Here is a 25,682-nt window from a genome sequence, read left to right on the forward strand (position 1 = left end):
CGCGTCACTTCTTTATTCGGTAAAGCCTTGCATAACAAAACGGCCCTCCATCTGGAGGGCCGTTCTTTTGCATAAGCAGCTAAAAACGCTTACTCGGTAGCAGCAGTCGTTTTCTTGGCGGCTGTTTTTTTAACGGCGGCTTTTTTAGCAACTGTCTTTTTAGCCGCTGTTTTCTTGGCAGCGGTTTTCTTCGCCGCCGCCTTCGTGGCTGTCTTTTTGGCGGCTGATTTGCGACCTGGCTTCTCTGGACGTGGCTCGAACTCAAAGCCGATTTTGCCGTCTGCCTGGCGCACCAGGAAGGCCTTGAACTTGCGATTGGTACGCGAGGACACAAAGCCGTCCAGCAAGTCCGTCTTGCCTTCACCCAGCAGCTTGCTCATCTGTTCGCGGCTGATCTCTTGCTGCAAGATCACCTTGCCGCTACGGAAGTCGCAGCTCTTGGAGGGGCCAACGGACTTCTCGCACAGATAGCGCAAACCGTGCTCGAAAACGGAGGACTGACACTTGGGGCATGGGCCTACCGGTGTCTGACCACTGAAATCCAGGCCTTCTTCATCGTCGTCGTCATTCTGGCCGAAGTCGAACTCCAGCTTGTATTCGTCCGTGATGCGCAAAAGAGCGGCAAAGGGGCGACCCATTTTGCTGATGAAGCCGGGCAAGGGGCCCAACTCTTTCTTGGCCAACAGTTCTTCAACTTCTGGCAGCTCAAAGGTGCGGCCACCCGGGTGTTTGCCAATCGAGAAGTCGCAGGCCGTGCAGGCATAACGACGGTAGTTTTCTTTAACCACACCGCCACATTTCGGGCAGGGTGTCTGCAAGGTCGCATAGTCACCGGGAACGGTGTCGCGCTCGTATTCTTTCGCCCGTTTGACGATAACTTGCGTCATCTGCGCGATTTCACGCATGAATACGTCGCGATCCAGCTGACGTTGCTCAATCTGCTTGAGCTGATGTTCCCACTCGCCGGTCAGTTCGGGCGAGGTCAGTTCGCTTACGCCCAGACCTGACAGCAGGGTCATCAACTGACGGGCCTTGGCGCTAGGCACCAGCTCGCGGCCTTCGCGGCGCAGGTAGGCTTCGTTTAGCAGACCTTCAATAATGGCTGCACGCGTGGCTGGTGTACCCAGGCCACGTTCGGACATGGCTTCACGCAAGGCTTCGTCATCCACTAGCTTGCCAGCGCTTTCCATTGCCGACAGCAAGGTGGCTTCTGTAAAGCGTGCGGGAGGCTTGGTTGCCAAAGCCTTGGTGTTGACGTCTTCCGTGCGAACTTTTTCGCCGTCAGCCACAGGGACCAGGGAATCGTCTTCGCCTTGTGCACCACGGCCGTAAATGGCCAGCCAGCCCGGTTTGACCAGCACTTTACCTTCGGTCTTGAAGTGGTGGCCCGACACCTGCGTAATACGAGTCGTGACGCGGAACTCGGCGGTGGGGAAGAACACGGCCAGGAAACGGCGGCTGATCAGCTCGTAAATCTTGTGTTCGGCATCGCTCAGTTCACGCGGCACCTGCAAGGTTGGGATGATGGCAAAGTGATCCGATACCTTTTTGTTGTCAAAAATGCGGCGGTTGGGCTTCACCCATTTTTGCTCGACCACTTCTTGCGCGAACGGTTGCACCGATGCACTGGCGGGCGTACCGCTATCGGCCAGGGCACGCATGGTTTCTTGCACCGTCGGAACATAGTCTTCAGGCAGGTAGCGCGAGTCAGTACGAGGGTAAGTCAGCGCCTTGTGGCGTTCGTACAGGGTCTGCGCCAGGGACAAGGTTGTCTTGGCAGAAAAACCAAAGCGCGAGTTGGCTTCGCGTTGCAGCGAGGTCAAATCAAACAGCGCGGGAGACATCTGCGTGCTGGGTTTGGATTCTTCAGTAACGACACCGGGTTGCTCACGGCAGGCCGCCACAATAGTTTGGGCTGCTGCCTGCGACCACAGACGTGAGTCTTTCTTTTCGGGGTCGTGCTCGTCTTTGCTGAATTTGGGGTCGAACCAGCGGCCTGTGTACAAACCGGCTGCGGCAATAAAGTCTGCGTGGACTTCCCAGTAATCGCGCGACACAAACTGGCGAATGCGGTTTTCGCGTTCGTTAACAATAGCCAGTGTGGGTGTCTGCACTCGACCAACAGGAGTCTTGAAAAAGCCGCCGTCCTTGCTGTTGAAGGCCGTCATGGCACGCGTGCCGTTGATGCCCACCAGCCAATCGGCCTCGGCGCGCGAACGGGCTGCGGCTTCCAGCGGCTTCATGTCCTCGTCGTCACGCAAGTTTTCAAATGCTTCACGGATCGCCGATTGTGTCATCGAACGTAACCAGAGGCGTTGTACCGGTTTTTTCGCCCCGGCGTACTGCATAATGTAGCGAAAAATCAGCTCGCCCTCGCGTCCCGCGTCACAGGCATTGATGACAGCAGTGACATCTTTTCGTTTGATCAGCTTGACCAGCAGTTTCAAGCGTTCAGTCGATTTCTTGTCAGTGGGGTTGAGCTCAAACTGAGGGGGAATAACGGGTAGATGAGTGAAGCTCCATTTGCCGCGGACCGGATCATTAGGGGCCACCAGACCCAGCAGATGGCCAATGCTGGAAGCCAGCACATAGCGATCGCTTTCAAAATAATCACCTTCTCGAGTGAAACCGCCCAATGCCCGCGAGATATCTACGGCGACTGAAGGTTTCTCGGCAATGATTAGTGTTTTATCCATATGATTCCAGTGACAGCAATTGCGCTGCAATGCGCGAAATGATACGAGGTGCTTATCCCTCTATGCAAGTTATGAGAACTGACAAGACTAACGTATGGCCCACAGACTGGCGAGTGTTTCTCACAAAACTCGCCTGGGGCCTAGCCGTTTTACTGCTCGCCAGTGGTTTGGTGACCTGGGTTGCAGCCAATTGGGCAAATTGGGGACATGTGACTAAATTTGCCCTGGCCCAAGCTGCGGTGTTGATCTCAGCGGGCCTGGCCGTGCTGTTTCGTCGCCGAACTGGGGGCTGGGGGCATGACCTGGGCGTTCCCGCTGCCTTGACCGGTCTGGCTGCCGTGGCGACCGGCGGTTTGCTGGCGCTGATAGGACAGACTTATCAGACCGGTGCCGACCCCTGGCAGCTTTTCGCATTGTGGACTGTGCTGATCATACCTTGGGTGTTCACGGTGCGCAGTGTCTTTCTGTCTGTGCTGTGGATGGTGCTGATCAATACGGCCCTCTACTTATGGATAGACGCCACGCGGCTGGATTGGTTCGACCGGAATTTTCTGGCGCAGACCACGGTGGCGTTGGTTGCGAATGCGATTTTGCTGCTGGCCGCTGAAACGATCTGGCGTGCCCGCGTGGACCCGTGGCGCATTTTGCCGCGTGTGGCCGCGATTGCCGTGTTCTTTTTTATCAGCATGCGGGCCATGGACGGCGAGTTTACGCTGAGCCTGATCCTGTTTCTGGCTATGTACGGGATTTACCACGTGCGCCGGCCTGATCTGCTGATTATGTCGCTGGCCTCATTTGGGGCCTACAGCTGTTTGAGCATTCTGATTATCGAACAGGCGGGCGATGCGTTCTTATTAATAGTGGTGGTTGTGGTCGGCCTGGGCTTGGGCCTGCTGCGCTTCTTGCAGCAGCAAGTCCTTAACTGGCGTCGCACCCAAGGCCAAGCGGCACTAGAGACGACAGATGTGGCGGCGACCACTACAGACAAGGCCATATTCAGTGAGGACGATAACGCCAAGGCTAAGGCAGAAGTTTTGCTCAGCGCCCCAGCTAGCGTTCAAACTGCTGCGCAAGTCAGTGCTGTAGCCGACGCGGCCGAGATCCAGGGCAGCGACGATCACTATCCTTGGTATCTGCGCCTGATCAAGTTGTTCCTGTTTTTGCTGCTTCCGCTGATTATTCTGCTTTATCTGGCGGTCTCGCTGGATTTGAGCATGGAAGCGCTCGGGGTCTTGGGTGCAGTTATGGCCCTGGTGTCTCCAGTGCTCTCTGCCAAGGCAAAGACCGTGTCCAGTCGGGATCTGGTGGGTGGCTGGGTTGCCTGCGCATTGCTCTTGCTAAGCGCGCCGATTGTAGACATGCGCTACCCCTGGCCACATGAGGTCAGCGCGATCCTGGCCGTCGTGATCAGCGCCTTGTTGTATAGACAGGCCAAGGGGCAGTTTGTCCTGCGCATGTTGCTGGTGATTTGGGCTTTGGCCGCGGTCGAATTTCTGGTGATCGAGCGCTTGTTTGATCGCTGGACCATGATGCCGTACTGGGTGCTGGAAATGCCGGCGGCCTTCATGTTCTTTGCAGCGCTGCTGGTGGGGCATTTCTACCTGCGCGTGGATAAGAAGTCCACCTTCTGGTCGCCTTTGTTCTGGTCCTTGTTGTTAGTGGCCCAGATTCATATTGTCTCGGCAGGTGTCTTGTTTTTCTCCATGCCCTTCTGGGACGAAACACGCTCTTATTTGACCGTGTCCGGTCTGTTGATGGCGATGGCCCCGGTGGCGATTCTGGCCTTTTACTGGCGCGGCTGGCGTGAGCAGCCACTGGTTTATGCGATTGCCTTATTGGCTTTGGCCGCTTTGTGCGCAGTTTGGACGCCCTATCCCCCCGTCGCTTTAGCCTTGAGCTGGATCCTGGCCTCTTATGCCTGGCGCTACCGCAGTTTGCTGGCGGTGGCGGTGGCCATGGGCCTGTTCTGCTTGTGGCGTCTGTATTACATCCTGAATATCAGTTTGTTGGACAAGGCCGAGCTTCTATTGGCAACGGGTGCAGGCTGCTTGGTCCTGGCCTACGTGGGGCAAATGGGACGCAAGACAGTCGAAGCGGAATCGACTGTGCCGGCAGCTCCTAAAGGCATTGTGGCCAGCGTGCTGCTGGGCACGGTCTTGGTGCTGGGCGTTGCGAATACAGTGATTGCACAAAAAGAGCGGATTTTGTCGGACGGGCAGACTGTGTTGTTGGAACTGGCCCCTGTGGACCCCCGTTCCTTGATGCAGGGTGATTACATGGCCCTGGACTTTGCCCTGTCGCAGCAAATGGCTTATGTAGCCCGGCGTTTGCCCGTAGACCTGGTGGCTCAAATTCAGTCCCAGACTTGGGTGGTGGTCGGGGTGCAACTGGATGAGAACAACGTGGCGCAATTTAAAGGCATCTATATAAAGCAAGATGGTCAGGAACGCCTCTGGGTCGAGGAAGGCCCTATTGCGGAGGCTGCCGATGTCTTGCGCATACGGATGCGCCGCCATCGCAATAACTGGTCGCCCGGTACCAATGCCTGGTTCTTTGCTGAAGGCTCGGCAGAGCGCTTTGAAGCGGCCCGCTATGGCGAGTTTGCCGTGACAGAGGATGGCCAAAGCCTGCTGCGTGGCATGATGGATCAGGACAGGAAGGAAATAAAGTAAGACTGTATCCGCTTGGCTTGTATAGGAGCCAAGCGGACGTCAGACAAGACAGAACAATGTAAAAGGCCCGAATCCGATGTGTTGTCGGGTTCGGGCCTTATCTTTAGGTTCGTGAATGGCTCATCTTGAAAGAGGGCCGCTTCGTGAGCAAAAAGAGTTTCCTGAAAATGCGTGCTTAGTGGGACTGACGGGTGGAGTCGTCGCTGAGCAGTTCTTCAAAGATCAGGTGATCGATTTCAGCTTCGTGGCTCCACAAGACCATCAGAGCGACAATTTTCATTTTGTCCAACGAGACAGGACTTTCGTCGACCGTCATAGCGCTTTCGATCAGGATTTCGCGCAGATGTGCAGTCAACGCCCCTGAAGTTTGTAAAAAGGTAATAAAGCCCATGGCATCGGCGCCCAGCACATGTTGTTCGTGCTCAGAAAAAATGCGCTGACTGATGGGACTCAGTTGTTCCATAGGCTGACACTGTTGCGAGGTCTCGCCCAGTGCATGCAACCAGCCCAGTGCGTCGTTGATGTCCTCGTCTTCAAAGCCAATAGCCGCCAGCTTATGGGCCAGAACCTCCGCCTTGGGACAGGACTGGGGGTTGTAATACGTCTCGAATAGATAAACCAGGATATCAAACATGAGTATAAGGTTGCCGTCCTAAGTGATTAAAAAAACTGCGTGATTTCGGTAACCAGTGACCAGACTTTACGCTGATTTGCGGTAGGGGGCAAATGGAGGGTCGGGGAAAAGGATGGATGCCGGGTAGCGCTTTCAGGCCGTTTTCTGCCTGCGTCTACTCTGGTGGACGCCCCTTGTACTGCAGCGTCTTTATGATTGAAACATAAATCGATTGTTCGGGCAGAAAGTGTCGTTTATTTGAAACCCAGGCTCTATGCCGCTGGCAGCGGGAAACGCTGCGCCCAAGCACTGATGGCCTGACTCCAAAAATCCTCAATCCCCGTGACGGCCAAGGGTGCAAACCCTAGAAAGGCCCAAACTCGGTTCAAGGTGTCCAAGGGGTGGTCCAGATCAAAAGCCGGAGCGTGATTCTGCTTGGAAAGCTTGCGCCCCTGGGGATCGCAGGCCAGAGGAACATGCAGCGTGCGCGGCATGGGCAGCCCCAGTGTTTGCTGCAGAACGCGCTGGCGTGCGGTGGATGTGAGCAGGTCTGCGCCCCGGACGACGTCGCTAATCTGGCTGTCCGCATCGTCCACGACGACCACAAACTGGTAGGCCCAGAGCTTGTCGGCTCGCTTGAGAATGTAGTCGCCCACCTCTTTGGCCACATCTTGCTGCTGGGGGCCTGCCCAGCGGTCGGTAAAGCGCTCTATGCCTTCAGGCACTCGCAGACGCCAGGCACGTATCGAGCGGTCCGCTGGGATGCCGTGGCGGCAGGTACCGGCGTAAGGGTGCTCATGTGAATCGGGAGCGACAGGCACAGAAGCGGCCACAATTTCCTGACGGGTGCAGATGCAGCCATAAACCTGCTGTTGGTCGCGCAGCGTGTTGAAGACTTCCTGGTAGCGTGCCAGGCGCTGGCTTTGCCAAACGACGTCCCCATCCCAACGCATCCCCAGTCCGAGCAACTGCTGCATGATGATCTGGTCAGCGCCCGCAAGCACCCGTGGGGTGTCTATGTCTTCAATACGTAGTAACCAACGACCACGCTGGGCGCGTGCATCCAGAAAGCTGGCCATAGCCGCGACCAGCGAGCCCTCGTGCAAGGGACCACTGGGACTAGGCGCAAATCGACCACAGTATGGGGTAGGAGGCTGGACGGTCATGAGTCGTTCTTAACGGCAAGAGCCCCTGGATGGGGGCTCTTGTTAATGCGACTTTACGCCTATTTTTCCGCCCGGGCAATCGCTGCAATGCCAGGGCGAAACAGATGGATTTCAGCTTTCCATTGTGACCAGTTCGGCGCCTTCGGGGACTTGATCGCCCACTGCAAAGAACAGTTCAGCGACAGTGCCATCAGCCGGAGCCTGAATAGAATGCTCCATTTTCATCGCCTCCATCACCAGCAAGACATCGCCTTGCTTGACACTGTCTCCCGCCCCTACGTTCAGGGCAATAATCTTGCCCGGCATAGGCGCAGTCAAACGGCCGCTGTTGGCTTCCTGGCTGTTTCGGCCCGCTGTAGCCAGGGTATCGATCACGGCTACCGTCCAGTCCGAACCGGCCTGAGCCACTTGCAGTTGGTCGCCATCTTGCAGCACTTGAGCGCGATATTCCTGCTGATCCAGCCACAGACGCAGGGTCAGGGTCTTGTCCAGCTCGGCGGTAGCTTCGGCTTGCCAGCGCAACTCATGCTGAGTTTGACCCAGCGAGATCTGCCACTGCTGATTACGACGTTGCAACAGCACCTTGTGCGCTTGCTCGCCCACTTGCAACGACAGTGTCTGATCGTAGTCCCCGCTAAGACGCCAGCCGTCATGCATGGCCCAAGGATCGGGGTTGTTCACTGTTTGCTGCGCCATTCCTTGATGGCTCAGTACAGCGCAGGCCGCAAAAGCCAGCACAGAGCCCGGCACGTCTTGATTGCTGGGGAATAGCGCGTCGTGACGGCGTGGAATCAAGCCTGTATCCAGGTCGGCTTGAGCAAAGGCTTCATCGCTCAACAGACGTTGCAGAAAAGTCTTGTTGGTATGCACGCCCGCCACCTGGGTGTCGGCCAGCGTGCGTATCAAACGACGACGGGCCTGCTCGCGGTCCGCACCGTGGGTGATGACCTTGGCAATCATGGGGTCGTAAAACGGGCTGATGACACTGCCCTGACGCACACCGCTGTCGATACGGACCTCGCCGTAGGTGAAGGACGCATGCGCGGGGTACTGCAAGCTGCGCAAGGTGCCGATGGAGGGCAGGAAGTCCTTATCAGGGTTTTCGGCGTAGATGCGCACCTCAATGGCATGGCCATTGATACGCAATTCGTCTTGTTTGGCGGGCAAAGGCTGGCCATCGGCAACGCGCAGCTGCCATTCCACCAAGTCGTGGCCGGTAATCAGTTCCGTTACCGGATGCTCCACTTGCAGGCGGGTATTCATTTCCATGAAGTAAAAGCGCCCGTCTTGTTCTGCAATGAACTCCACGGTGCCTGCACCTACGTAATTGACGGCACGGGCAGCGGCAATGGCCGCTTCGCCCATGGCCTGACGACGCTCGGGCGTCATGCCGGGTGCAGGAGCTTCTTCAATCACTTTTTGGTGGCGGCGCTGTACCGAGCAATCACGCTCGAACAGGTAGACGTATCCGCCGTGCTGGTCACCAAAGACTTGAATTTCGATATGGCGTGGCTTGGTGATATAGCGCTCGATCAGCACACGGTCATCGCTAAAGCTGCTGGCCGCTTCGCGCTGGCAGGAGCGCAAGGCCTCCAGGAAGGCTGCGGACTCTTCCACAATGCGCATGCCCTTGCCGCCACCACCTGCACTGGCTTTGATCAGAACGGGGTAACCGATCTGGTCTGCTTGCTGGTGCAGGAAGTCCGGGTCCTGATTGTCGCCGTGGTAACCGGGGACTAAAGGCACGCCGGCCTTTTCCATCAGGGTTTTGGCGGCCGATTTACTGCCCATGGCGGCAATGGCGTCGGCAGGTGGGCCAACAAAAATAATGCCAGCCTCTTCGCAGGCACGAGCAAAGTGCTCATTTTCTGAAAGAAAACCGTAGCCAGGGTGGATGGCGTTCGCGCCGGTTGCGCGGGCAGCCTCCAAAATGGCGTCTATCTTCAAGTAACTGTCGCGCGGCTCGGGGCCACCGATGCGTACGGCTTGATCACAAGCGCGTACGTGTTGGGCGTCGGCGTCCGCGTCGGAGTAAACAGCAACGGTACGCAGCCCCAGGCTGCGGGCAGTTGCGGCCACGCGGCAGGCAATTTCACCGCGATTGGCTATCAGCAGGGTCTGAAACACAGGGTCTCCTTGTCTTACATGCGGAACACGCCAAAGCGGGTGTCTTCAATAGGGGCGTTCAAGGCGGCGGACAGGCCCAGGGCCAAAACGCGCCGGGTGTCCGAAGGCTGGATAATGCCGTCATCCCACAAACGCGCCGTGGCGTAGTAGGGGTGGCCTTCGTGTTCGTATTGGTCACGAATGGGGGTTTTGAAGGCCTCTTCATCCTCGGCGCTCCACGTCTGACCACGGGCTTCCAGGCCATCACGGCGCACGGTTGCCAGTACGCTGGCAGCTTGTTCGCCACCCATCACGGAAATGCGGGCATTGGGCCAGAGAAACAGCAGGCGCGGGCTGAATGCGCGGCCGCACATGCCATAGTTTCCGGCACCAAAGGAACCACCCAAAATCACGGTGAACTTGGGGACGGCTGCGGTCGAGACAGCGGTGACCAGCTTGGCACCGTGGCGGGCAATCCCTTCGTTCTCGTACTTGCGGCCCACCATGAAGCCGGTGATGTTTTGCAGAAACACCAGCGGTGTCTTGCGCTGGCAGCACAGTTCAATAAAGTGAGCGCCTTTCTGGGCGGCTTCAGAGAACAGAATGCCGTTGTTGGCGATGATGCCCACGGGCATGCCGTGAATATGGGCAAAACCTGTGACCAGCGTAGTGCCAAAACGAGCTTTAAATTCGTCAAAGTCCGAGTCGTCCACAATGCGCGCGATCACTTCGCGCACATCGTAGGGCTTGCGGGTATCGGCAGGAATAATGCCGTTCAGCTCTTGCGGATCGTAGCGCGGCTCGCGCACTTCCTTCAGCGGCCAGGGCAGTTTCTTTTCACGGTTCAGGCGGCCTACGCAGCGGCGTGCCAGTTCCAGTGCATGCAGATCGTTTTCGGCCAGATGGTCCGCTACGCCGGACAGACGCGTGTGTACATCGCCACCGCCCAAGTCCTCGGCGCTGACTTCTTCACCTGTTGCCGCTTTGACCAGCGGTGGGCCACCCAAAAAGATGGTGCCTTGATCGCGCACGATGATGGACTCATCGCTCATGGCGGGAACGTAAGCGCCGCCCGCCGTACACGAACCCATGACCACGGCGATCTGCGCAATGCCCTGAGCCGACATATTGGCCTGGTTGTAGAAGATGCGGCCAAAGTGATCCCGATCCGGGAAGACATCTTCCTGGTTGGGCAGGTTGGCTCCGCCCGAGTCCACCAGGTATACGCAAGGCAGATTGTTCTGTTGGGCAATTTCCTGAGCGCGCAAATGCTTTTTGACGGTCAGGGGGTAGTAGGTGCCGCCTTTTACCGTAGCGTCGTTGCAGACCACCACGCATTCAATGCCAGCAATACGGCCAATGCCGGTGATGATGCCTGCACCCGGAGACTCATTGTTGTAGACGTCCTGGGCCGCCAGCGGAGACAGCTCCAGAAAAGGAGTGCCGGGGTCCAGCAGGCGCTCGACGCGCTCGCGGGGCAATAGCTTGCCACGCCCGATATGGCGTTGCCGAGAAGATTCGGAGCCGCCCAATGCGGTTGTCTGTAGCTTTTGGCGCAGATCAAGGATCAGGGCCTGCATGATCGAGGCGTTGTCCTGAAAGTCTTGGGAACGCGGATTGATGCGGGATTCAATAACTGACATGGCGTGCCTGGAAAGAGAACAGAGAAAAGCCCATGAAATCAGCCGGGACGCTGCCCGGCTGATGAGCTTGCTTTAGACCAGCTCGACGGCCAGGGCAACAGCTTCGCCGCCGCCAATGCACAGCGAGGCAATGCCGCGCTTGCCGCCGGTTTTGCGCAGTGCGCCGATCAGTGTGGCCAACAGGCGAGCACCGGATGCACCGATGGGGTGACCCAGGGCCGTTGCGCCACCGTGGACGTTGACCTTGTCGTGCGGGATGTTCAGATCTTTCATGGCTGCCATGGTGACCACGGCAAAGGCTTCGTTAATCTCGAACAGGTCCACATCGGCCACGGTCCAGCCGGTTTTATCCAGCAGCTTCTGAATGGCGGCAACAGGCGCAGTCGTAAACCAGGCAGGTTCCTGGGAATGCTGGGTATGAGCCACGATGCGGGCCAGCGGGGTAGCGCCCAGTTCTTTGGCCTTGTCTTCAGTGGTAATTACCATGGCGGCGGCACCGTCCGAAATGGACGAGGCGTTGGCAGCAGTAATCGTGCCGTCTTTCTTGAAGGCAGGACGCAGTGTCGGGATTTTTTCAGGCATGGCTTTGGTGGGGGCTTCATCTTTGGAGATGACGACATCCCCTTTGCGACCGGCAATGGTCACAGGGGCAATTTCCCAGTCAAAGCTGCCATCGTCGCTGGCTTTGCGGGCGCGGCGCAGGGACTCCAGGGCGTAGGCGTCTTGCTCTTCGCGGCTGAATTCGTACTTGCTGGCGCAATCTTCGGCAAACACACCCATGGCAGTGCCACGCTGGTAAGCATCTTCCAGGCCGTCCATCGCCATGTGGTCATACACAGTGGAGTGGCCATAACGGTAGCCTTCGCGCCCCTTGAGCAGCAGGTAAGGCGCATTGCTCATGCTTTCCTGACCACCGGCAACGACGACGTCCGCGCTGCCAGCCTTGATCAGATCATGGGCAAACATGGCCGCTTTCAGACCCGAACCACATACTTTGTGAATGGTGGTGCACGCTACGCCCTGGGGCAGACCGGCTCCCAGCGCTGCCTGGCGGGCGGGGGCCTGGCCCTGACCGGCTTGCAGCACATTACCCATGATCACTTCGTCGATCTTGTCGGCCTGAATGCCCGAGCGCTCCAGAGCAGCTTTGATGGCGACGGCGCCCAATTCGTGAGCGGCCAGGTCGGACAAGCTGCCCATCATGCCGCCCATAGGGGTGCGGGCGATAGAGACGATGACAACGGAATTAGTCATGAAAGACTCCTGATTGCGAATAGGGGATCGGCGTGCGCTTGGCAAATTCATGCAGCTGCCGATCTTTGTTATACGGGAAAATATTTTCGATTCGACCTTGCGTTACCCGCAAGCGGCACTGTGTCCACCATTGCGCCTCCAGCAGTTCGGCGTGGTGGGCCATGAAGGCTTTGCGGATGCGCGGGTCAGTCAGTAAAAAGTAGCCGAACTCTTCGGGGAATACATCATTTGGGCCAATGGGATACCAGGGTTCGCTGGCCATTTCGGCCTCTTCATTGGGGGCGGGCGGAATGACTCGAAAGTTCATCTCGCGCATGTGCTGGATTTCGTCATAGTCATAGAACACGACGCGGCCCAGACGGGTTACCCCAAAGTTTTTGAACAGCATGTCGCCAGGGAAAATATCGGCGGCAGCCAGTTCTCGGATAGCCTTGCCGTATTGCTCCACCGCTGCATTCAAAGCGGGGTCGCTGGCTTTGTTCAGGTACAGGTTCAGCGGCGTCATGCGTCGTTCGATATACACATGGCGCAGCAAAATCGTGTCCTCGGACTCTTCCAGCAGGCTGGGCACTTCACGACGCAGCTCTTCCAGCAGCGCTTGGGAAAAGCGCGCTTTGGGCAAGGCTACTTGTGCATAGTCCCAGGTATCGGCCATGCGTCCGACACGGTCGTGCTTTTTGACCAACTGGTATTTGCTGCGCACAGTGGCGTGATCCATGCCCTGCTTTTGAATTCGGTCGCGGATCAGCTTGAACACATAGGGGTAGGACGGCAAGGTAAAGACCGTCATCACCATCCCTGCAATACCGGGAGCCAGATCAAAGTGGTCGTGCGAGTGCGAAAGATGATGGAGAAAGTCGCGGTAAAACAAGGTCTTGCCCTGTTTCTGCAAGCCAATCGCGGTATAAAGTTCTGCCTTGGGCTTGCGGGGCAGCAAACTGGATAAGAAGTCTACGTAGGCCGATGGCGCTTCCATATCGACCAGGAAATAGGCGCGGGTAAAGCTGAACAGCGTAGACAGGTCGTCTGTGGTGTGCAGCAGCGCGTCTATGTACAAATGCCCCGATGGACGGTGCAAGATGGCGATAGAAAACGGCAGCACTTCGCCCTGATTAATCAGTCGACCCACCACGTAGGCACCCTTGTTGCGAAAGAACAGGGAATTGAGCACCTGAATCTGGCAGTCGGAGCCGATGCGCGAGCCGTAGCCACGCGGCAAACGACGGCACAACTGGCGCAAGGCCATACGTGCCAGGGTGCGCACATCGCGGGGCAAGTCAGCAAAGGGGGCGGCCAGACCAAAGTCGGCCAGCATATGGGTCAGGCTGGCTTCCAGCCCTTCTTCGGTGGGGTAATACACCCGGTACGAAGGTAAGGCGCCGTCCAGATAGTCGGTAGCAACGGCCGGGCGCACGAAAATGAATTCGTTGCGAAAGTAATGGCGGTGCAAAACGCGGCAGGACACCGAATTAAAGAAGGTCTCGGCGCATTCAGGCTGACGGTGCCCGGACAGCAGGCGCACAAACTCGCCTTTGGCTTGCAACCACAACTGTTGCTGTGCCGTGTCCAGGTGTGCAGGGCCAGCCGGGTCAGGTTGATGCAGTCGGAGTGTCTGGCTCAGCATGGACGCGCATTCGCGTACCCGCGTGGCGTAGTACTCAATACGTTCGCGCGACAGTTGCTGGATACCCTGCCAGTCGCCAGATTCGTACAAAGACTTGGCGCGCTGGGCGCTATAGCGAAACAGCGCATAGTGGCGGTTAAAACCGTCCAACATGGCCTGGGCCACTTGGATAGCGGTCAAACCCGGTTTTTGGACCGGGGTGATGACCGTGGTTTCGCCAAAATCAGGGTTAGACATGCCTTTGCCTTTTTAGGCGGTTTCGGCGAACAGTTCGCGGCCGATCAACATGCGGCGGATTTCGCTGGTACCCGCGCCGATCTCGTACAGCTTGGCGTCACGCCACAGGCGGCCTGTAGGGAATTCGTTGATGTAGCCGTTACCGCCCAGAATTTGGATGCCTTCACCGGCCATCCAGGTCGCTTTTTCTGCGCTGTACAAAATGGCGGCTGCACAGTCTTTACGCACGGAGCGCACGTGATCGGTACCCAAACGATCCAGATTCTTGCCCACGGCATAGCACAGCGCACGGCTGGCTTGCAGAGTGGTGTACATATCGGCCATCTTGCCTTGGATCAGCTGGAATTCGCCAATGGCCTGACCGAACTGCTTGCGGTCATGAATATAGGGAATGACCACGTCCATGACGGCCTGCATGATCCCCAGCGGACCACCGGCCAGTACGGCACGTTCGTAGTCCAGACCGGACATCAGCACTTTGACGCCACCATTGAGCTGCCCCAGCACGTTTTCTTCGGGGACTTCGCAGTCCTGGAAAACCAGCTCGCCCGTATGGCTGCCGCGCATACCCAGCTTGTCCAGCTTTTGGGCTACGGAAAAACCGGCAAAGCCTTTTTCGATCAGGAAAGCGGTGATGCCGCGCGCACCGGCTTGCGGGTCGGTCTTGGCATACACCACCAGGGTGTCAGCGTCCGGGCCGTTGGTAATCCACATTTTGGAGCCGTTCAGCACATAGCGATCGCCCTTTTTTTCAGCGCGCAGCTTCATGCTGACGACATCCGAACCGGCACCCGGTTCGCTCATGGCCAAAGCACCAATGTGCTCGCCGCTGATCAGCTTGGGCAGGTATTTTTGTTTTTGTGCTTCTGTGCCGTTGCGGTTGATCTGGTTCACACACAGATTGGAATGAGCACCGTAGGACAGAGCCACCGAGGCGCTGGCACGCGAGATTTCTTCCATGGCGATCATGTGGGCCAGGTAGCCCAAATTCGCGCCACCATATTCTTCGCTCACCGTCATGCCGAGCAAACCCATTTCACCGAACTTCTTCCACAAGTGCATGGGGAACTGGTCGTCATGATCCAGTTGAGCCGCTAAGGGGGCAATTTCGGCCTGGGAGAAGTCGGCGACAGCGTCGCGCAGCATGTCCAGGTCGGAGCCAAGATCGAAATTCAGGCCGGGCAGGCTCATGAGGCACTCCGTGGATATAAATGGGTTGGGGAATTGTATTTATATTACGTTTACGTAAACGTCATATATATGGGTTTTCCCTTATCGGGCTTCGGTCTTTAGTTGTTCGCTCATGTTGTGACAGATGTCCAACTGGTCCTGGATTTCCTGCAAAGTCTGGTCCAGGTCCTGCCGTTGGCGCTCCAGGCGTAGGCGGTGCTCGTTCAGCACCGCTTGATAGTGCTTGAGCTGGGAGGCCGTGTCCATCGGGGATTCATACATATTGATCAGCCGCAGGATCTCCGATAACTGCAGCCCCAATCGTTTGCCGCGCAGGGCCAGCTTCAGACGGGCACGATCGCGGGGCTGGTAAATGCGCTGCGTGCCTTGGCGCAGCGGACTGAGAATCCCTTGGTCCTCATAGAAGCGCAGGGTACGGGGCGTGATGCCAAACTCGTGCGCCAGGTCGGATATTGTCCAGGTTGTCGTTGTCATTTTTAGTGTGATTTACGTAAACGTAAACTATCATGCCATAGAGCCGGGGTGCGAACTAGGGCCTTTTAGTATGGTCTGCCCTTACGCCCTACAAGAGCCATTCTTTGGAGCGAGCATGAATCCTAACGAACAAAAATTGAATTATCCCTGGGCAGATACCCTGCCCCCTGCCGGCGGCAGTCTGGAGGTGGCGCCGGGCGTGCGCTGGTTGCGCATGCCTTTGCCTTTTGCACTGGATCACATCAATTTGTGGCTATTGCGCGACCAAATCGACGGGCGCGATGGCTGGACAATTGTGGACTGTGGCGTGTCTCGCCCGGAAGTGCGTGAGCTGTGGGAGCAAGTTTTCCAAAATGAGCTGGAAGGTTTGCCGGTACTGCGGGTGATCGTGACCCATATGCATCCCGATCACATTGGGCTGGCAGACTGGTTGTGCCAGCGCTGGAATGCGCCGCTGTGGATCAGCATGACGGATTACGCCACGGCCAAACTGTGGTCCGGTACAGGCGGACGTCAGACCGGTGCAGAGGCTGGTGGCCCTAACGGTGTCGCGGCTGAAGCCCACTTTGTGCGTCACGGCCTGCAAGATGAAAAGGCCCGTGAGCAGATTCGTAGCCGTGGTGACTATTTCCCGTCCATGGTGCCGTCCGTCCCGGATCGTTTTGTGCGCTTGCTGGATGGCCAGCGCGTGGTGATTGCCGGTCGTCCCTGGCGGTTGATTGTTGGATACGGCCATGCCCCCGAGCATATGTCTCTGTACAGCGAAGATCTGAAGGTGCTGATCTCCGGCGACATGCTCTTGCCACGTATCTCCACCAATATCAGCGTGTTCGATACCGAGCCTTTTGCCAATCCGCTGCCTTTGTACTTGAATTCCCTGCAGTCCTATCAGGATTTGGCTCCGGACACCCTGGTATTGCCTTCGCATGGCAAGCCTTTCCGTGGCATGCATGAACGTATCCGTCAGCAGCAGGAGCACCATGCCGAGCGCCTGGAAGAAGTGCTGGAAGCCTGTGCGACACCTTGTACCGCTGCGGATATTCTGCCTGTGCTGTTCCACCGCAAACTGGACTCCCATCAGATGACCTTTGCCATGGGCGAGGCCATTGCTCACCTGCACGCCTTGTTCTTTGATGATCGTCTGCGCCGTGAAATGGGCGAGGACGGGGTGTACCGCTTCCAGCGGATTTAAGCGCTGAACTGCTTGTGCTGCTCTCTTAATAAGGGGGCGCAATATAGCGAAAAGGGCTTAGGCGACTGAGCATCATGGCCTGTGGTAGCGTAGAGCTTTTCTTGCTACCGCCTGCCGACACTATGAGCTCTGATCTCGCCCTGGATACCGCCCTGCAACACACTGGTCTGGCACCATTCGATCCGCATACGGATGCGGCACCGGTGGCCGTGCCCATCATGCGCACCAGCACGGTGCGCTTTCGCAACCTGGATGCCTTGGACCGGGCTCAGGCGGATAAGGCCGATCCAGAAAAACGGTCGGTGACCTATGGGCGATCAGGTATGGACACCCATGCGGCGCTGGAGCAGGTGTTCTGTCAGTTGGAGTCTGCTACCCAGGCTTTGTTGGCACCGTCTGGTATGGCTGCGATTACTTTAGGTTTGCTGGCCTTGCTGGATTCCGGCGATCACGTCCTGATTGCCGACAGCGCCTATGGCCCTGTGCGCTATCTGGAAAAAACCGTGCTGCGTCGCATGGGCATACAGGTCACGTTTTGCGCGCCGACCCCCGAGGAAATGGAGCGTCATCTGCAAGACAACACCCGCATGGTGTATGTGGAATCGCCCGGTTCTTTGCTGATGCAGATGCTGGACATGCCCGCCTTGGCCGAGTTTGGCCGCAAGCATGATCTGCTGCTGGTCACTGACAATACCTGGGGCTCGGGCTATATCTATCGCCCGTTGGAGCTGGGTTTTGATGTGTCCATTGTGGCGGGCACCAAGTACGTGGCGGGCCATTCCGATTTGATGTTGGGGGCCGTGATGTCGGCAGACCCGGCCATCAGCAAGCGCTTGCACGACAACCATTACGCACTGGGCTTTTCGATCAGTGCTGATGATGCCTGGCTGGCCTTGCGCGGTGCGCGTACCTTGCCTATCCGTATGCGTGAAAGTGCAGCCAATGCCTTGAAGGTCTGCCAGTTTCTGGATAGCCGCCCTGAAGTTACCCGTATTTATCACCCTGCTTGGCCGCAAGATCCTGGCCATGCTTTGTGGCAACGCGACTGCACCGGCTCCAATGGCATGTTGTCGGTGCAGCTACGCATGAACAATGCCCAGGCTCGTGTGTTTGTAGATGCCCTGACGCTTTTTGGCATCGGCTTTTCCTGGGGTGGTTTTGAAAGCCTGGTGCAGTTGGTGGATACCGCATTTTTAAGCGGCCACAGCTATTGGCAAGAAAGCCAGGACAGCCTGGTGCGTCTGCATATCGGTTTGGAGTCCACTAAGGACTTGTGTGCTGACCTGACCCAGGCTTTTGAGAAGGCGGCGCAGGTTTAAAATCTTTCATCTGCAACGTAGCTAATACGCCCATTCTGGACTGGGCGGGCCGGGGCCACATTGAAAGCTTAGGCCGCTATGGTTTGGGTGGATGTCTACCCATATTGAATGGCAACTGCCAACACACAGCCCATAAATACCAAGGGCCTTTAAAACCGGAGCGAATCCAGTTTTAAAGGCCTTTGGCGGTATTGCTTATGCCAGGTGCTAATTAGCGATTGGTGACCATCTTCACCAGTTCTTGCGCCTTGGCGATGCTTTCGTCGTAACCGTTGGCCAGTGCAGGCGAAGTCACAAACTTGCCACCCACTGCCAGGCTAGGTGTTCCCTGGATCTGGTAGGTGCTGGAGAGTTCGTTAGCTTTATTAGCTTTGGTTTGCACACCAAAGGAGTTGAAGGTTTGCTCAAAGCGCGCTTGGTCTACGCCTTGCTTGGCTGCCCAGGCAGTGATGGTCTTGGCATCAAAAATGCGTTCGCGCTTTTGGTGAATCGCTTCAAACACCTTGGGATGCAGGTCCAGACGGTCCATGGCTTCCAGGGTGTAGTACAGCTTTTGCAGGTCGCTCATGCCAGCGTTGAAGGCCACGGGTACACGGCGCAGCACGACATTGGCGGGCAGTGTCTTGGACCAGGCTTCAACCTTGGGTTCGAGAATGGCGCAATGCGGGCAGCTGTAGGCAAAAAATTCCAGAACTTCCGTTTTACCGGCGCTGTCCGAGGGTTGAGCTGGAGACAGGGTGACGAAGCCCTGATTACTTTGCTGGGCCAGCGCGCTAGTGGCGGGCAACAGAGTAGCACCAGCCAGCAGGCTGGCACCAAGCAGGGATCGTACAAACAATGCGTTCAGCTTCATGAATCAATTTCCTTAAGGGGGAAGATGAGGTCTATGACCTGTTCAATAGCGGAAAAGTTCACCGCAAGCGTCGTGCCCAAGCAAATTGCTTAGGGCCGAACGACCGAGGTATCAATTTTTTCTTCCGCCAGACGGCTGCGAGCCCGGTTCATTTCGTCTATGCCTTTGAAGGGGCCCAGACGTACTCGGTTGATGGTGCCACCGTTGACCTGGGCGCTTTGTACTGAAGCGTCAAAGCCTAACATCAGCAAACGTGCCTTCATGGCCTCCGCATCGCCGTTGCTGCGGAATGCGCCAGCTTGCAGATAGTAAGGCGTGGAGTTGGCAGCACCTTTGTTCGCGGCGGGAGCAGCGGGTGGTGTCGGCGTTGCAGGTTTGGCCGCTGGAGTTACTGGGGTGGCAGGTGCCGGTGTCGTGGCGGGTGCTGGTGCTGCGGGTGCCGTTGGCACGGTGTTACGCACCGCGCCCTGAGCAGCAGGGTCCGCACCCATGGATGGCAAAGTAGCAATCAAATCACCCAGCGCGTCCGGCGCGGCGGGCTTGGGAATGCTGGGCAGACTGGCTGGCGGCAAGGTCAAGCCAGGGATGGCGTCGATGGACGGCGTTGGCGTCTGTCCGGGCGAGGTGCTGTACAAATCCCGGTTTGGGTCCAGCAATTCCCGCCCTTCAGGCAAGGCCACCGTCGGGGCGTCCCGACTGGCCTTGTCCACAAAAGGCATAGGCACTTTAGTGACAAACAAGGCGACCGCTACCGCGGCCCCCAAACCCAGAATCAGGCCAATCAGAATGCCGGTATAGGTACCGCCAGAACCGCTGGATTTTTTACGTGCTCTTGCCATATCTGCCTATGGGTTTACATACGGTCGGGTGCGGACACACCCAGCAGGCTGAGCCCATTGCGAATGACCTGAGCGCAGGCTTGTGCCAGACGCAGGCGGGCCAGACGCAAGGCGGTGTCGTCTACCGACACGCGCTCGGCGTTGTACCAGGAGTGAAAGTCCGCGGCGCAGTCACGCAGCCAGAATGCAATGTGGTGAGGGGCCAGTTCGCGAGCGGACTGGGCCAGCACATTGGGGTATTCCGACAGGCGCTGCAGCAAAGCGATTTCGGTGGGCGCGGTCAAGGGCGTGATGTCTGCCTGGGGGACTTGATCCAGCAGTTCGGCCGACTGGTTCAACACGGAGTTGATGCGGGCGTGAGCGTACTGGATGTAGTAGACAGGGTTCTCTTCGCTCTTGGACAGGGCCAGATCGATATCGAATACGAACTCGGAGTCCGCTCGGCGCTGGATCAGGAAAAAGCGTACGGCGTCCTGGCCAACCCATTCGATCAGGTCGCGCAAGGTGACATAGCTGCCAGCACGTTTGGAGATTTTTACTTCCTGGCCATTGCGCATGACCTTGACCATCTTGTGCAGGATGTAAGCCGGGAATTCCTTAGGAATGCCCAAACCCAGACCTTGCAGGCCAGCGCGCACGCGGGCGATGGTGCCGTGGTGGTCGGAGCCTTGAATATTGATGGCGTGGTGGAAACCGCGCTCCCACTTGGCGACGTGGTAGGCCACATCCGGCACGAAGTAGGTGTAGCCGCCTTCGGATTTGCGCATTACGCGGTCTTTGTCGTCGCCTGTGCCCAGTTCCGTCGTGCGCAACCACAAGGCGCCGTCCAGTTCGTAGGTATGGCCGGCGTCGATCAGGGCCTGCACGGTTTTTTCAACTTTGCCGGAGGTGTACAGCGAGCTTTCCAGGTAGAAGTTGTCAAACTTCAGACCAAAGGCTTGCAGGTCCAGATCTTGCTCACGGCGCAGATAGGCCACGGCAAAGCGACGGATATCTTCCAGATTGTCCAGATCACCACTGGCCGTGACAGACTCGCCATCGGCGGCCTGAACCGTTGCACCGGCTTGGTAATCGCGGGCGATATCCAGAATGTAGTCGCCCTTGTAGCCGTCAGCGGGGAACTGCTCGCTATCGGGTTCGATACCACGGGCACGCGCATGCACGCTGGTGGTCAGGTTGTCGATCTGGTTACCGGCATCGTTGTAGTAGAACTCGCGGGTAACGTCATAACCTTGCGAGCTAAACACGCGGCACAGCGAATCGCCCAGGGCGGCTTGACGGGCATGGCCAACGTGCAAGGGGCCGGTGGGGTTGGCCGATACAAACTCCACCATCAGTTTTTCCTGGGTGGGGGCCACGTGACCAAAGCTTTCGCCTTGCTCGGCAATGGTGTTCAAGACCGCCTGATGCGTTGCGGTCGACAAGCGGAAGTTAATAAAGCCTGGACCCGCGATTTCGGCACCGGCCAGCAAGGCAGCGGCGTTTGGATCGGCTAAAAGGGTATCGACGATTTGCTGAGCCAGCTCGCGCGGGTTGCGTCCGGCTGGTTTGGCCAGTTGCATGGCAATATTGCAGGCGGCATCACCGTGCGCAGCCACTTTAGGGCGCTCCAGCGTGATGTTGGGCTCAGCCTGGGGCAAGATGGCACGGACGGCAGCCTGAAGGCAGGCGATTAATTGAGTTTGTTGCTCAGCAAGCATAGGAAAGGTCTGGATCGGTAGAAAGACAACTGGGGCGGGTTGAACGCACCCAGATGGAAGGCGCGACATTGGCCCGCCGGGTAGCCCCACATGATAGCGTGATTTGACGCCAAATTCTTTTCAACGCGCCTAGCGTTCCCATCCCAGGTGGTTCTGTAACCACGCATCGTAAGCGTCCATGTCTATCCAGGCGGCCTGAGAATCAATGCGTGTGCGCCAATTATCAAAGCGTGTGATCAGGTTTTCCATCGCCTCCCGTGTCTTTTGGCCCAAGGCAGGGTGGGAATCCTGGTACAGCAAGTCTTGGCCGTGGCCGTGATAGTTCACCCGGCGCACACCGTGCTTGGTCAGGCGCATGCCAGGAGGCCGCATATCCAGCAAAACAGGATGCATCACGCTTAAATCAGTCTGGGGAAGTTCCGCCAGTTTCAGTCCGGCTGCCTTGGCCTGCCAATGCATCCAGGCCAAGGCGACTTTGTCCAGGTCGCTGACCTCTGCATTTTCGTCGGGCAGGACGCCGCCACCGATCTGGCTATGGGAGCCGATAAAGGGCATTTCCACCGTATTCATGGCTTGGGCCAAGGCGCTTAAGGGGAAGTGAAGGCGGTGTTCGTGCATGGCTACTGCATGGGCAACCCAGTTCCAGGCTTCGGATACTCCCAGGCGATATTGCTTGTTGCTCCACCCTCCCAGACCGAACTGGGCCACCGTATCGAATAGCCCCAGAAAACGCGGTGTGATGCAGGCCCGTATTGCACCGCGTTGGGGATCATTCAGTACAAACCAGCCCTGATTGGTGTAGTCCATGATGCGGTTGGAAAAATCCCGTGCCAGTGCTGCGCCGCGTGAAAAACCCAGCAGATCAATGGGTATGGCGGTGGGCGCGGGGCCCTGCTCTTGCAGACGATTCAAAAATTGATTCCATTGGGATTCCAGAATGCGGCCCGCTCGCCACGCAGTCAGCGTATCCCAATCGGTGGTGAGCGGATTGCCGGGGCCTTCGCTGTAGTGCACGGCCCCGTCCTGATACAACTGCGACAATTTCCAGACATTGCTTTGAGTAATTGGGGCCTGTCGGGTGCCATCAAAGGCAAACAGCAGCAAACCAGTGGGATCAATATGGCGCATAGCTTGTTGCCGGGCATAGCCTACGGCCTGAGTGCCGGGCCACGGCCCCAACGGGTCGGCTTCCAGATACTGTCCGTGGCTGGGAAGATAGCTGCGCAGCAGATTGTCATGCCAGCCGGTGGCGGTTTCTTCATACTGACCGGGTAGACGCAGATTGAACTCCACCGACTCCTTCAGTAATTCGGCCTGCCCCAAGGGGTTCAGGTCCGCTCCCCATACTGCTTGCCCGTCCTCGTCACTGATCAGCCGCACTGCCGCCATCAAATCACTGTGCAGGTAGTACAGTTGGCCTTGCTGATTTTGCCCATACACAATCATGGCCACGGGAGTCAGCCCTGCATAGAGATAACGCCGGGATACGAGCTGGCCGGAAGATGCGGGTAAATCCAGTTCGGCCATCAGTTGCTGACCATGAAAGAAAAAAGCCCGTTCTTGCTGGCCCTGTTGACGCCAAATGCGCTGGCCAAAGGCATCGTGATGATATTCAACCAGAACTTGATCGGGCGCTTGCACACGCCGCAGTCGGCGGTTGGGCCCATAGTCCAGACTTAGCGAGCCTACGTTTTCAGCCATGCCAGTGGGGGAGCGTTGAATCCGCTCTATCTTTTGCGGAGTACGCGCTTGCAAAGCACCACTATCGTCCCAAGACAGCCAGTGGGTCGGCCCTGCTTGACCTTGGCGGAAGGCGGCTAGAGCTTGGTTGGAGTCGTAGTGCATTAACCAGTGCCGGTTTTGGCCTAGTGCCAAATAGTCATGCCGTTCTTCCAGCACCTTGCCTTGCTCATCCACACGGCGGGATTGTGTCCAAACGGGTTCACCGTTTGGGCTCAGAACCATCTGGTCTAAAGTCTGGCCTGCGCTATTGGCGCGACTGATTAATTGCAAGCCGTTGCCCCAACGATAGCCATACTCCTGGGCTTGGATCACCGTGTGGCTGCGCCCTTCTTGGTTGATCCACTCCAGCGATTGCAGGCGGCCATTGTCGTCCCATTGATAGCGAATGTGGCCGCCTTCGGGCAGTGAGTAATGCGTCAGCCTTTGCTGCCCATCGTATTCAAACCGCTCGGTCCACTGCTGGCCTGGGCTGTGGCTACGTTCCAGACGACGCTCTTGCAGGAGACCAGCACGCAGCTTGAGCCATTGGGTTTCCTTGGGGTGGCGGATGCGCAGGGTGGTCGGGCCCAACCAGTCCAGCTCACTGAGTTCGCTTTCATTGTTTTCTTGGTGCCGTACACGGCTTAAGCGTCCTTGCTGGTCGTGCTCAATCACCAGTTTTCCGTGTCCGGCGTAGTCGATCTGCTGGAGTTGCCCGGCGGCATTCCAGTGCCGTTCTTCAGTGCCATATTGATCACTGCCCCAGCTTTGTAAGCGCCCTTCTGCATCCAGATTCAGTGTCAGCCCACCCCAGTCGCCCCGCTTCTGGTTCAGCTGGGAAAGTGACCCATTCTCGCGGCGTTGTGCCCGCCACGGGCCCGCCTGTAGCCAGCGCCCCTGCGGGTCATACGTCCATTCCGAGCGGTAAGCGGGACAGTCTGCACACATACGGCTTTCCAGACTGTGCAGTCGCGCCTGCCCTTGGTAGTTGCCATAGAGGAAACGGTGTCGCTCTTTGCCTATAGACCATTCGCTTTGGCCTGGCGCATAACGGGCAGTCCATTCTTGATTGAAGGCTTGGGAAAGTAAACGGCTGACCCGGCCCTGCTCGTCATATTCCCATTGCTGTACAAGTTGGGCAGGCTGGCCAGGAGCTTGCAAACTGCTGCCACCCAGGCGCTTTGTCCATGGAGCCCGTGCGCGATGATAGTGACGCAGCATGCCGTCCGGGCGGCTGACACGGGCCAGCCACAGTCCTTGGTCATCTTGCTCCATATGTAGTTCAAACGGCCCGGCGGGAGTGCGTATGCGTATCTGGTTCGGATCACTGTCCCAATCTAGTTCCAGTGTTTGCCCCAGATGATTGCGTACCGTTTGAACGGCATAGGCGTGGGGATGATGGGCAGGGAGACGCTCAATCTGCAGCCATTGTTCTGGGGAAATTCGTACGTGCTCAAGCCAGCCTTGCTGGTCAAAACGCAGCACCAGTCCATGGGGGCCTTGCCAGGACCAGCCGGAATCTATCGCCCGTGCGGGAGGATACAAACGGGTTTGGCGGCCATCCGGCATGAACAAGGCATGGCCTTGCTGGCGCAATTGCAGATCGTAATTCCAGGCCCAGCCTGTGCGTCCCAGGCCAGGCGTGGAATTGTGATCCTGCCCATTCCAGTGGCGTTGCAGTTGTAGCAAGGGCCAGGCTTCACTTAAGGGCAGGTCTGTGTCGCTTTGGTGTTTGTGCCCGCTCAGGAGATCCACGGGGTTGAGCAAACCCAGGTCTGGCGCGGGCTCGGCTTGCTCTCCCAGTTGGGCGGCGGGCGCGCACTGGGTGGAGGCGGGAGGCAAGGGACATTCAAGAGTGCTTTGCGCCCAGGCCAAGGCAGGCAAAGTGGCCAGCAAAAGGATTAGCCATTGCAGAAGTGCGACAGGCATGATGGACTCTCCACAACGAGGGAAACCCTGCTATCTTGCAGGGGTGTGTATCCTGAAAGTCGAGTAGGAAACACAAAGATCCATAAGGAGAAACCGTATGCTAATCGTCTTTAAAAGCAAAGCCGCCGCCGATGTTTTGATGTTCGCTGAACATGCCACGCCTATTCTCCGGGCCGCGGGGCGTTCCTACCCTGATGGTTTGCCTGAGCGGGGAGTGTTCACGCCCGAGCAGTTGGCCGAGGCGATCGGCAACATCGAGCGAGCGATGGGGCAAGACCGTGAAACAAAAAAAGCACCCCACGAGGATGATGACCAGGACAAAGAACATCCCATGTCGCAGGCTGTGAGCTTTGGCCAGCGTGCTTATCCCCTGCTGGATATGTTGCGTCAGGCCAATAACAGCGGTGTACCTGTTATGTGGGAACCCGCAGATAGTTCCTGGTAGTTCTTGA

General features: G+C 57.5%; 17 protein-coding genes. 4 read left to right on the forward strand and 13 right to left on the reverse strand.

Annotated features, from left to right (window positions below; genetic code table 11):
• Positions 1–89: 89 nt before the first annotated feature.
• Positions 90–2,696 carry a DNA topoisomerase III gene (locus AC1RSM_RS17710; protein ID WP_492933887.1) on the reverse strand — a complete coding sequence of 869 codons (2,607 nt, stop codon included), beginning with the start codon at positions 2,694–2,696 and terminating at the stop codon, positions 90–92.
• Between the two features lie 71 nt (positions 2,697–2,767).
• Between AC1RSM_RS17710 and AC1RSM_RS17715 the strand changes: the two genes are divergently transcribed.
• Complete coding sequence (locus tag AC1RSM_RS17715; RefSeq protein WP_492934010.1) at positions 2,768–5,368, forward strand: GDYXXLXY domain-containing protein; 2,601 nt, start codon at positions 2,768–2,770, stop codon at positions 5,366–5,368.
• A 175-nt stretch (positions 5,369–5,543) separates the two neighbouring features.
• On the opposite strand, the gene AC1RSM_RS17720 is transcribed toward AC1RSM_RS17715, so the two are convergent.
• The 8 genes from AC1RSM_RS17720 to AC1RSM_RS17755 all read right to left on the reverse strand — a co-directional run bounded on the left by AC1RSM_RS17720 (position 5,544) and on the right by AC1RSM_RS17755 (position 15,676).
• Entirely contained in the window at positions 5,544–6,002 is a 459-nt protein-coding gene (locus tag AC1RSM_RS17720) for a Smg family protein (RefSeq protein ID WP_492933888.1), read from the reverse strand.
• A 251-nt stretch (positions 6,003–6,253) separates the two neighbouring features.
• Positions 6,254–7,147: a tRNA glutamyl-Q(34) synthetase GluQRS gene (gluQRS, locus tag AC1RSM_RS17725; RefSeq protein ID WP_492933889.1), complete on the reverse strand. Its 894-nt coding sequence runs from the start codon at positions 7,145–7,147 to the stop codon at positions 6,254–6,256.
• Positions 7,148–7,258: 111 nt separating this feature from the next.
• Positions 7,259–9,274 (reverse strand): acetyl/propionyl/methylcrotonyl-CoA carboxylase subunit alpha, encoded by a 2,016-nt coding sequence (locus AC1RSM_RS17730; protein WP_492933890.1) that lies wholly within the window; start codon positions 9,272–9,274, stop codon positions 7,259–7,261.
• Between the two features lie 14 nt (positions 9,275–9,288).
• Positions 9,289–10,896: a carboxyl transferase domain-containing protein gene (locus AC1RSM_RS17735; RefSeq protein ID WP_492933891.1), complete on the reverse strand. Its 1,608-nt coding sequence runs from the start codon at positions 10,894–10,896 to the stop codon at positions 9,289–9,291.
• 72 nt (positions 10,897–10,968) lie between these two features.
• Entirely contained in the window at positions 10,969–12,150 is a 1,182-nt protein-coding gene (locus tag AC1RSM_RS17740; protein WP_492933892.1) for an acetyl-CoA C-acyltransferase, read from the reverse strand.
• On the reverse strand, positions 12,143–14,011 hold the full coding sequence (aceK, locus tag AC1RSM_RS17745) for a bifunctional isocitrate dehydrogenase kinase/phosphatase (protein WP_492933893.1): 1,869 nt from the start codon (positions 14,009–14,011) through the stop codon (positions 12,143–12,145). Before aceK ends, AC1RSM_RS17740 begins: the two co-directional genes overlap by 8 nt.
• 12 nt (positions 14,012–14,023) lie before the next feature.
• Positions 14,024–15,202 (reverse strand): isovaleryl-CoA dehydrogenase, encoded by a 1,179-nt coding sequence (locus AC1RSM_RS17750; RefSeq protein ID WP_492933894.1) that lies wholly within the window; start codon positions 15,200–15,202, stop codon positions 14,024–14,026.
• An 81-nt stretch (positions 15,203–15,283) separates the two neighbouring features.
• A complete protein-coding gene (locus AC1RSM_RS17755; protein WP_492933895.1) occupies positions 15,284–15,676 on the reverse strand; it encodes a MerR family transcriptional regulator in 393 nt (130 codons plus the stop codon).
• Positions 15,677–15,791: 115 nt separating this feature from the next.
• Here AC1RSM_RS17755 and AC1RSM_RS17760 point away from each other — a divergent pair, with 115 nt between their 5' ends.
• Both AC1RSM_RS17760 and metC read left to right on the forward strand, forming a co-directional pair.
• Positions 15,792–16,868 carry an MBL fold metallo-hydrolase gene (locus tag AC1RSM_RS17760; protein WP_492933896.1) on the forward strand — a complete coding sequence of 359 codons (1,077 nt, stop codon included), beginning with the start codon at positions 15,792–15,794 and terminating at the stop codon, positions 16,866–16,868.
• 122 nt (positions 16,869–16,990) lie between these two features.
• Positions 16,991–18,187 (forward strand): cystathionine beta-lyase, encoded by a 1,197-nt coding sequence (gene metC, locus AC1RSM_RS17765; protein WP_492933897.1) that lies wholly within the window; start codon positions 16,991–16,993, stop codon positions 18,185–18,187.
• 211 nt (positions 18,188–18,398) lie between these two features.
• Here metC and AC1RSM_RS17770 read toward each other — a convergent pair whose 3' ends face one another.
• The 4 genes from AC1RSM_RS17770 to AC1RSM_RS17785 all read right to left on the reverse strand — a co-directional run bounded on the left by AC1RSM_RS17770 (position 18,399) and on the right by AC1RSM_RS17785 (position 25,230).
• On the reverse strand, positions 18,399–19,040 hold the full coding sequence (locus AC1RSM_RS17770) for a thiol:disulfide interchange protein DsbA/DsbL (RefSeq protein ID WP_492933898.1): 642 nt from the start codon (positions 19,038–19,040) through the stop codon (positions 18,399–18,401).
• Between the two features lie 89 nt (positions 19,041–19,129).
• The gene (locus AC1RSM_RS17775) at positions 19,130–19,879 is read right to left on the reverse strand and encodes an SPOR domain-containing protein (RefSeq protein WP_492933899.1); all 750 of its coding nucleotides are present in this window, start codon (positions 19,877–19,879) and stop codon (positions 19,130–19,132) included.
• Between the two features lie 14 nt (positions 19,880–19,893).
• Positions 19,894–21,579, reverse strand: coding sequence for an arginine--tRNA ligase (gene argS, locus AC1RSM_RS17780; RefSeq protein ID WP_492933900.1), 1,686 nt, complete (start codon positions 21,577–21,579; stop codon positions 19,894–19,896).
• A 129-nt stretch (positions 21,580–21,708) separates the two neighbouring features.
• Complete coding sequence (locus AC1RSM_RS17785) at positions 21,709–25,230, reverse strand: phospholipase effector Tle1 domain-containing protein (RefSeq protein WP_492933901.1); 3,522 nt, start codon at positions 25,228–25,230, stop codon at positions 21,709–21,711.
• Between the two features lie 97 nt (positions 25,231–25,327).
• Between AC1RSM_RS17785 and AC1RSM_RS17790 the strand changes: the two genes are divergently transcribed.
• On the forward strand, positions 25,328–25,675 hold the full coding sequence (locus AC1RSM_RS17790; protein WP_492933902.1) for a DUF1840 domain-containing protein: 348 nt from the start codon (positions 25,328–25,330) through the stop codon (positions 25,673–25,675).
• Positions 25,676–25,682 lie beyond the last annotated feature (7 nt).

The sequence above is a fragment of the Alcaligenes sp. GW821-FHT11D07 genome, assembly GCF_058808495.1.

What these genes read in the sequence shown, in the direction of transcription:
- AC1RSM_RS17785 (WP_492933901.1), bottom strand. Translation starts at nt 25,230, where the DNA reads ATGCCTGTCGCACTTCTGCAATGGCTAATCCTTTTGCTGGCCACTTTG.
- AC1RSM_RS17710 (WP_492933887.1), bottom strand. Translation starts at nt 2,696, where the DNA reads ATGGATAAAACACTAATCATTGCCGAGAAACCTTCAGTCGCCGTAGAT.
- aceK (WP_492933893.1), bottom strand. Translation starts at nt 14,011, where the DNA reads ATGTCTAACCCTGATTTTGGCGAAACCACGGTCATCACCCCGGTCCAA.
- AC1RSM_RS17750 (WP_492933894.1), bottom strand. Translation starts at nt 15,202, where the DNA reads ATGAGCCTGCCCGGCCTGAATTTCGATCTTGGCTCCGACCTGGACATG.
- AC1RSM_RS17740 (WP_492933892.1), bottom strand. Translation starts at nt 12,150, where the DNA reads ATGACTAATTCCGTTGTCATCGTCTCTATCGCCCGCACCCCTATGGGC.
- AC1RSM_RS17760 (WP_492933896.1), top strand. Translation starts at nt 15,792, where the DNA reads ATGAATCCTAACGAACAAAAATTGAATTATCCCTGGGCAGATACCCTG.
- AC1RSM_RS17735 (WP_492933891.1), bottom strand. Translation starts at nt 10,896, where the DNA reads ATGTCAGTTATTGAATCCCGCATCAATCCGCGTTCCCAAGACTTTCAG.
- AC1RSM_RS17720 (WP_492933888.1), bottom strand. Translation starts at nt 6,002, where the DNA reads ATGTTTGATATCCTGGTTTATCTATTCGAGACGTATTACAACCCCCAG.
- gluQRS (WP_492933889.1), bottom strand. Translation starts at nt 7,147, where the DNA reads ATGACCGTCCAGCCTCCTACCCCATACTGTGGTCGATTTGCGCCTAGT.
- AC1RSM_RS17755 (WP_492933895.1), bottom strand. Translation starts at nt 15,676, where the DNA reads ATGACAACGACAACCTGGACAATATCCGACCTGGCGCACGAGTTTGGC.
- argS (WP_492933900.1), bottom strand. Translation starts at nt 21,579, where the DNA reads ATGCTTGCTGAGCAACAAACTCAATTAATCGCCTGCCTTCAGGCTGCC.
- AC1RSM_RS17790 (WP_492933902.1), top strand. Translation starts at nt 25,328, where the DNA reads ATGCTAATCGTCTTTAAAAGCAAAGCCGCCGCCGATGTTTTGATGTTC.
- AC1RSM_RS17770 (WP_492933898.1), bottom strand. Translation starts at nt 19,040, where the DNA reads ATGAAGCTGAACGCATTGTTTGTACGATCCCTGCTTGGTGCCAGCCTG.
- AC1RSM_RS17775 (WP_492933899.1), bottom strand. Translation starts at nt 19,879, where the DNA reads ATGGCAAGAGCACGTAAAAAATCCAGCGGTTCTGGCGGTACCTATACC.
- AC1RSM_RS17715 (WP_492934010.1), top strand. Translation starts at nt 2,768, where the DNA reads ATGAGAACTGACAAGACTAACGTATGGCCCACAGACTGGCGAGTGTTT.
- metC (WP_492933897.1), top strand. Translation starts at nt 16,991, where the DNA reads ATGAGCTCTGATCTCGCCCTGGATACCGCCCTGCAACACACTGGTCTG.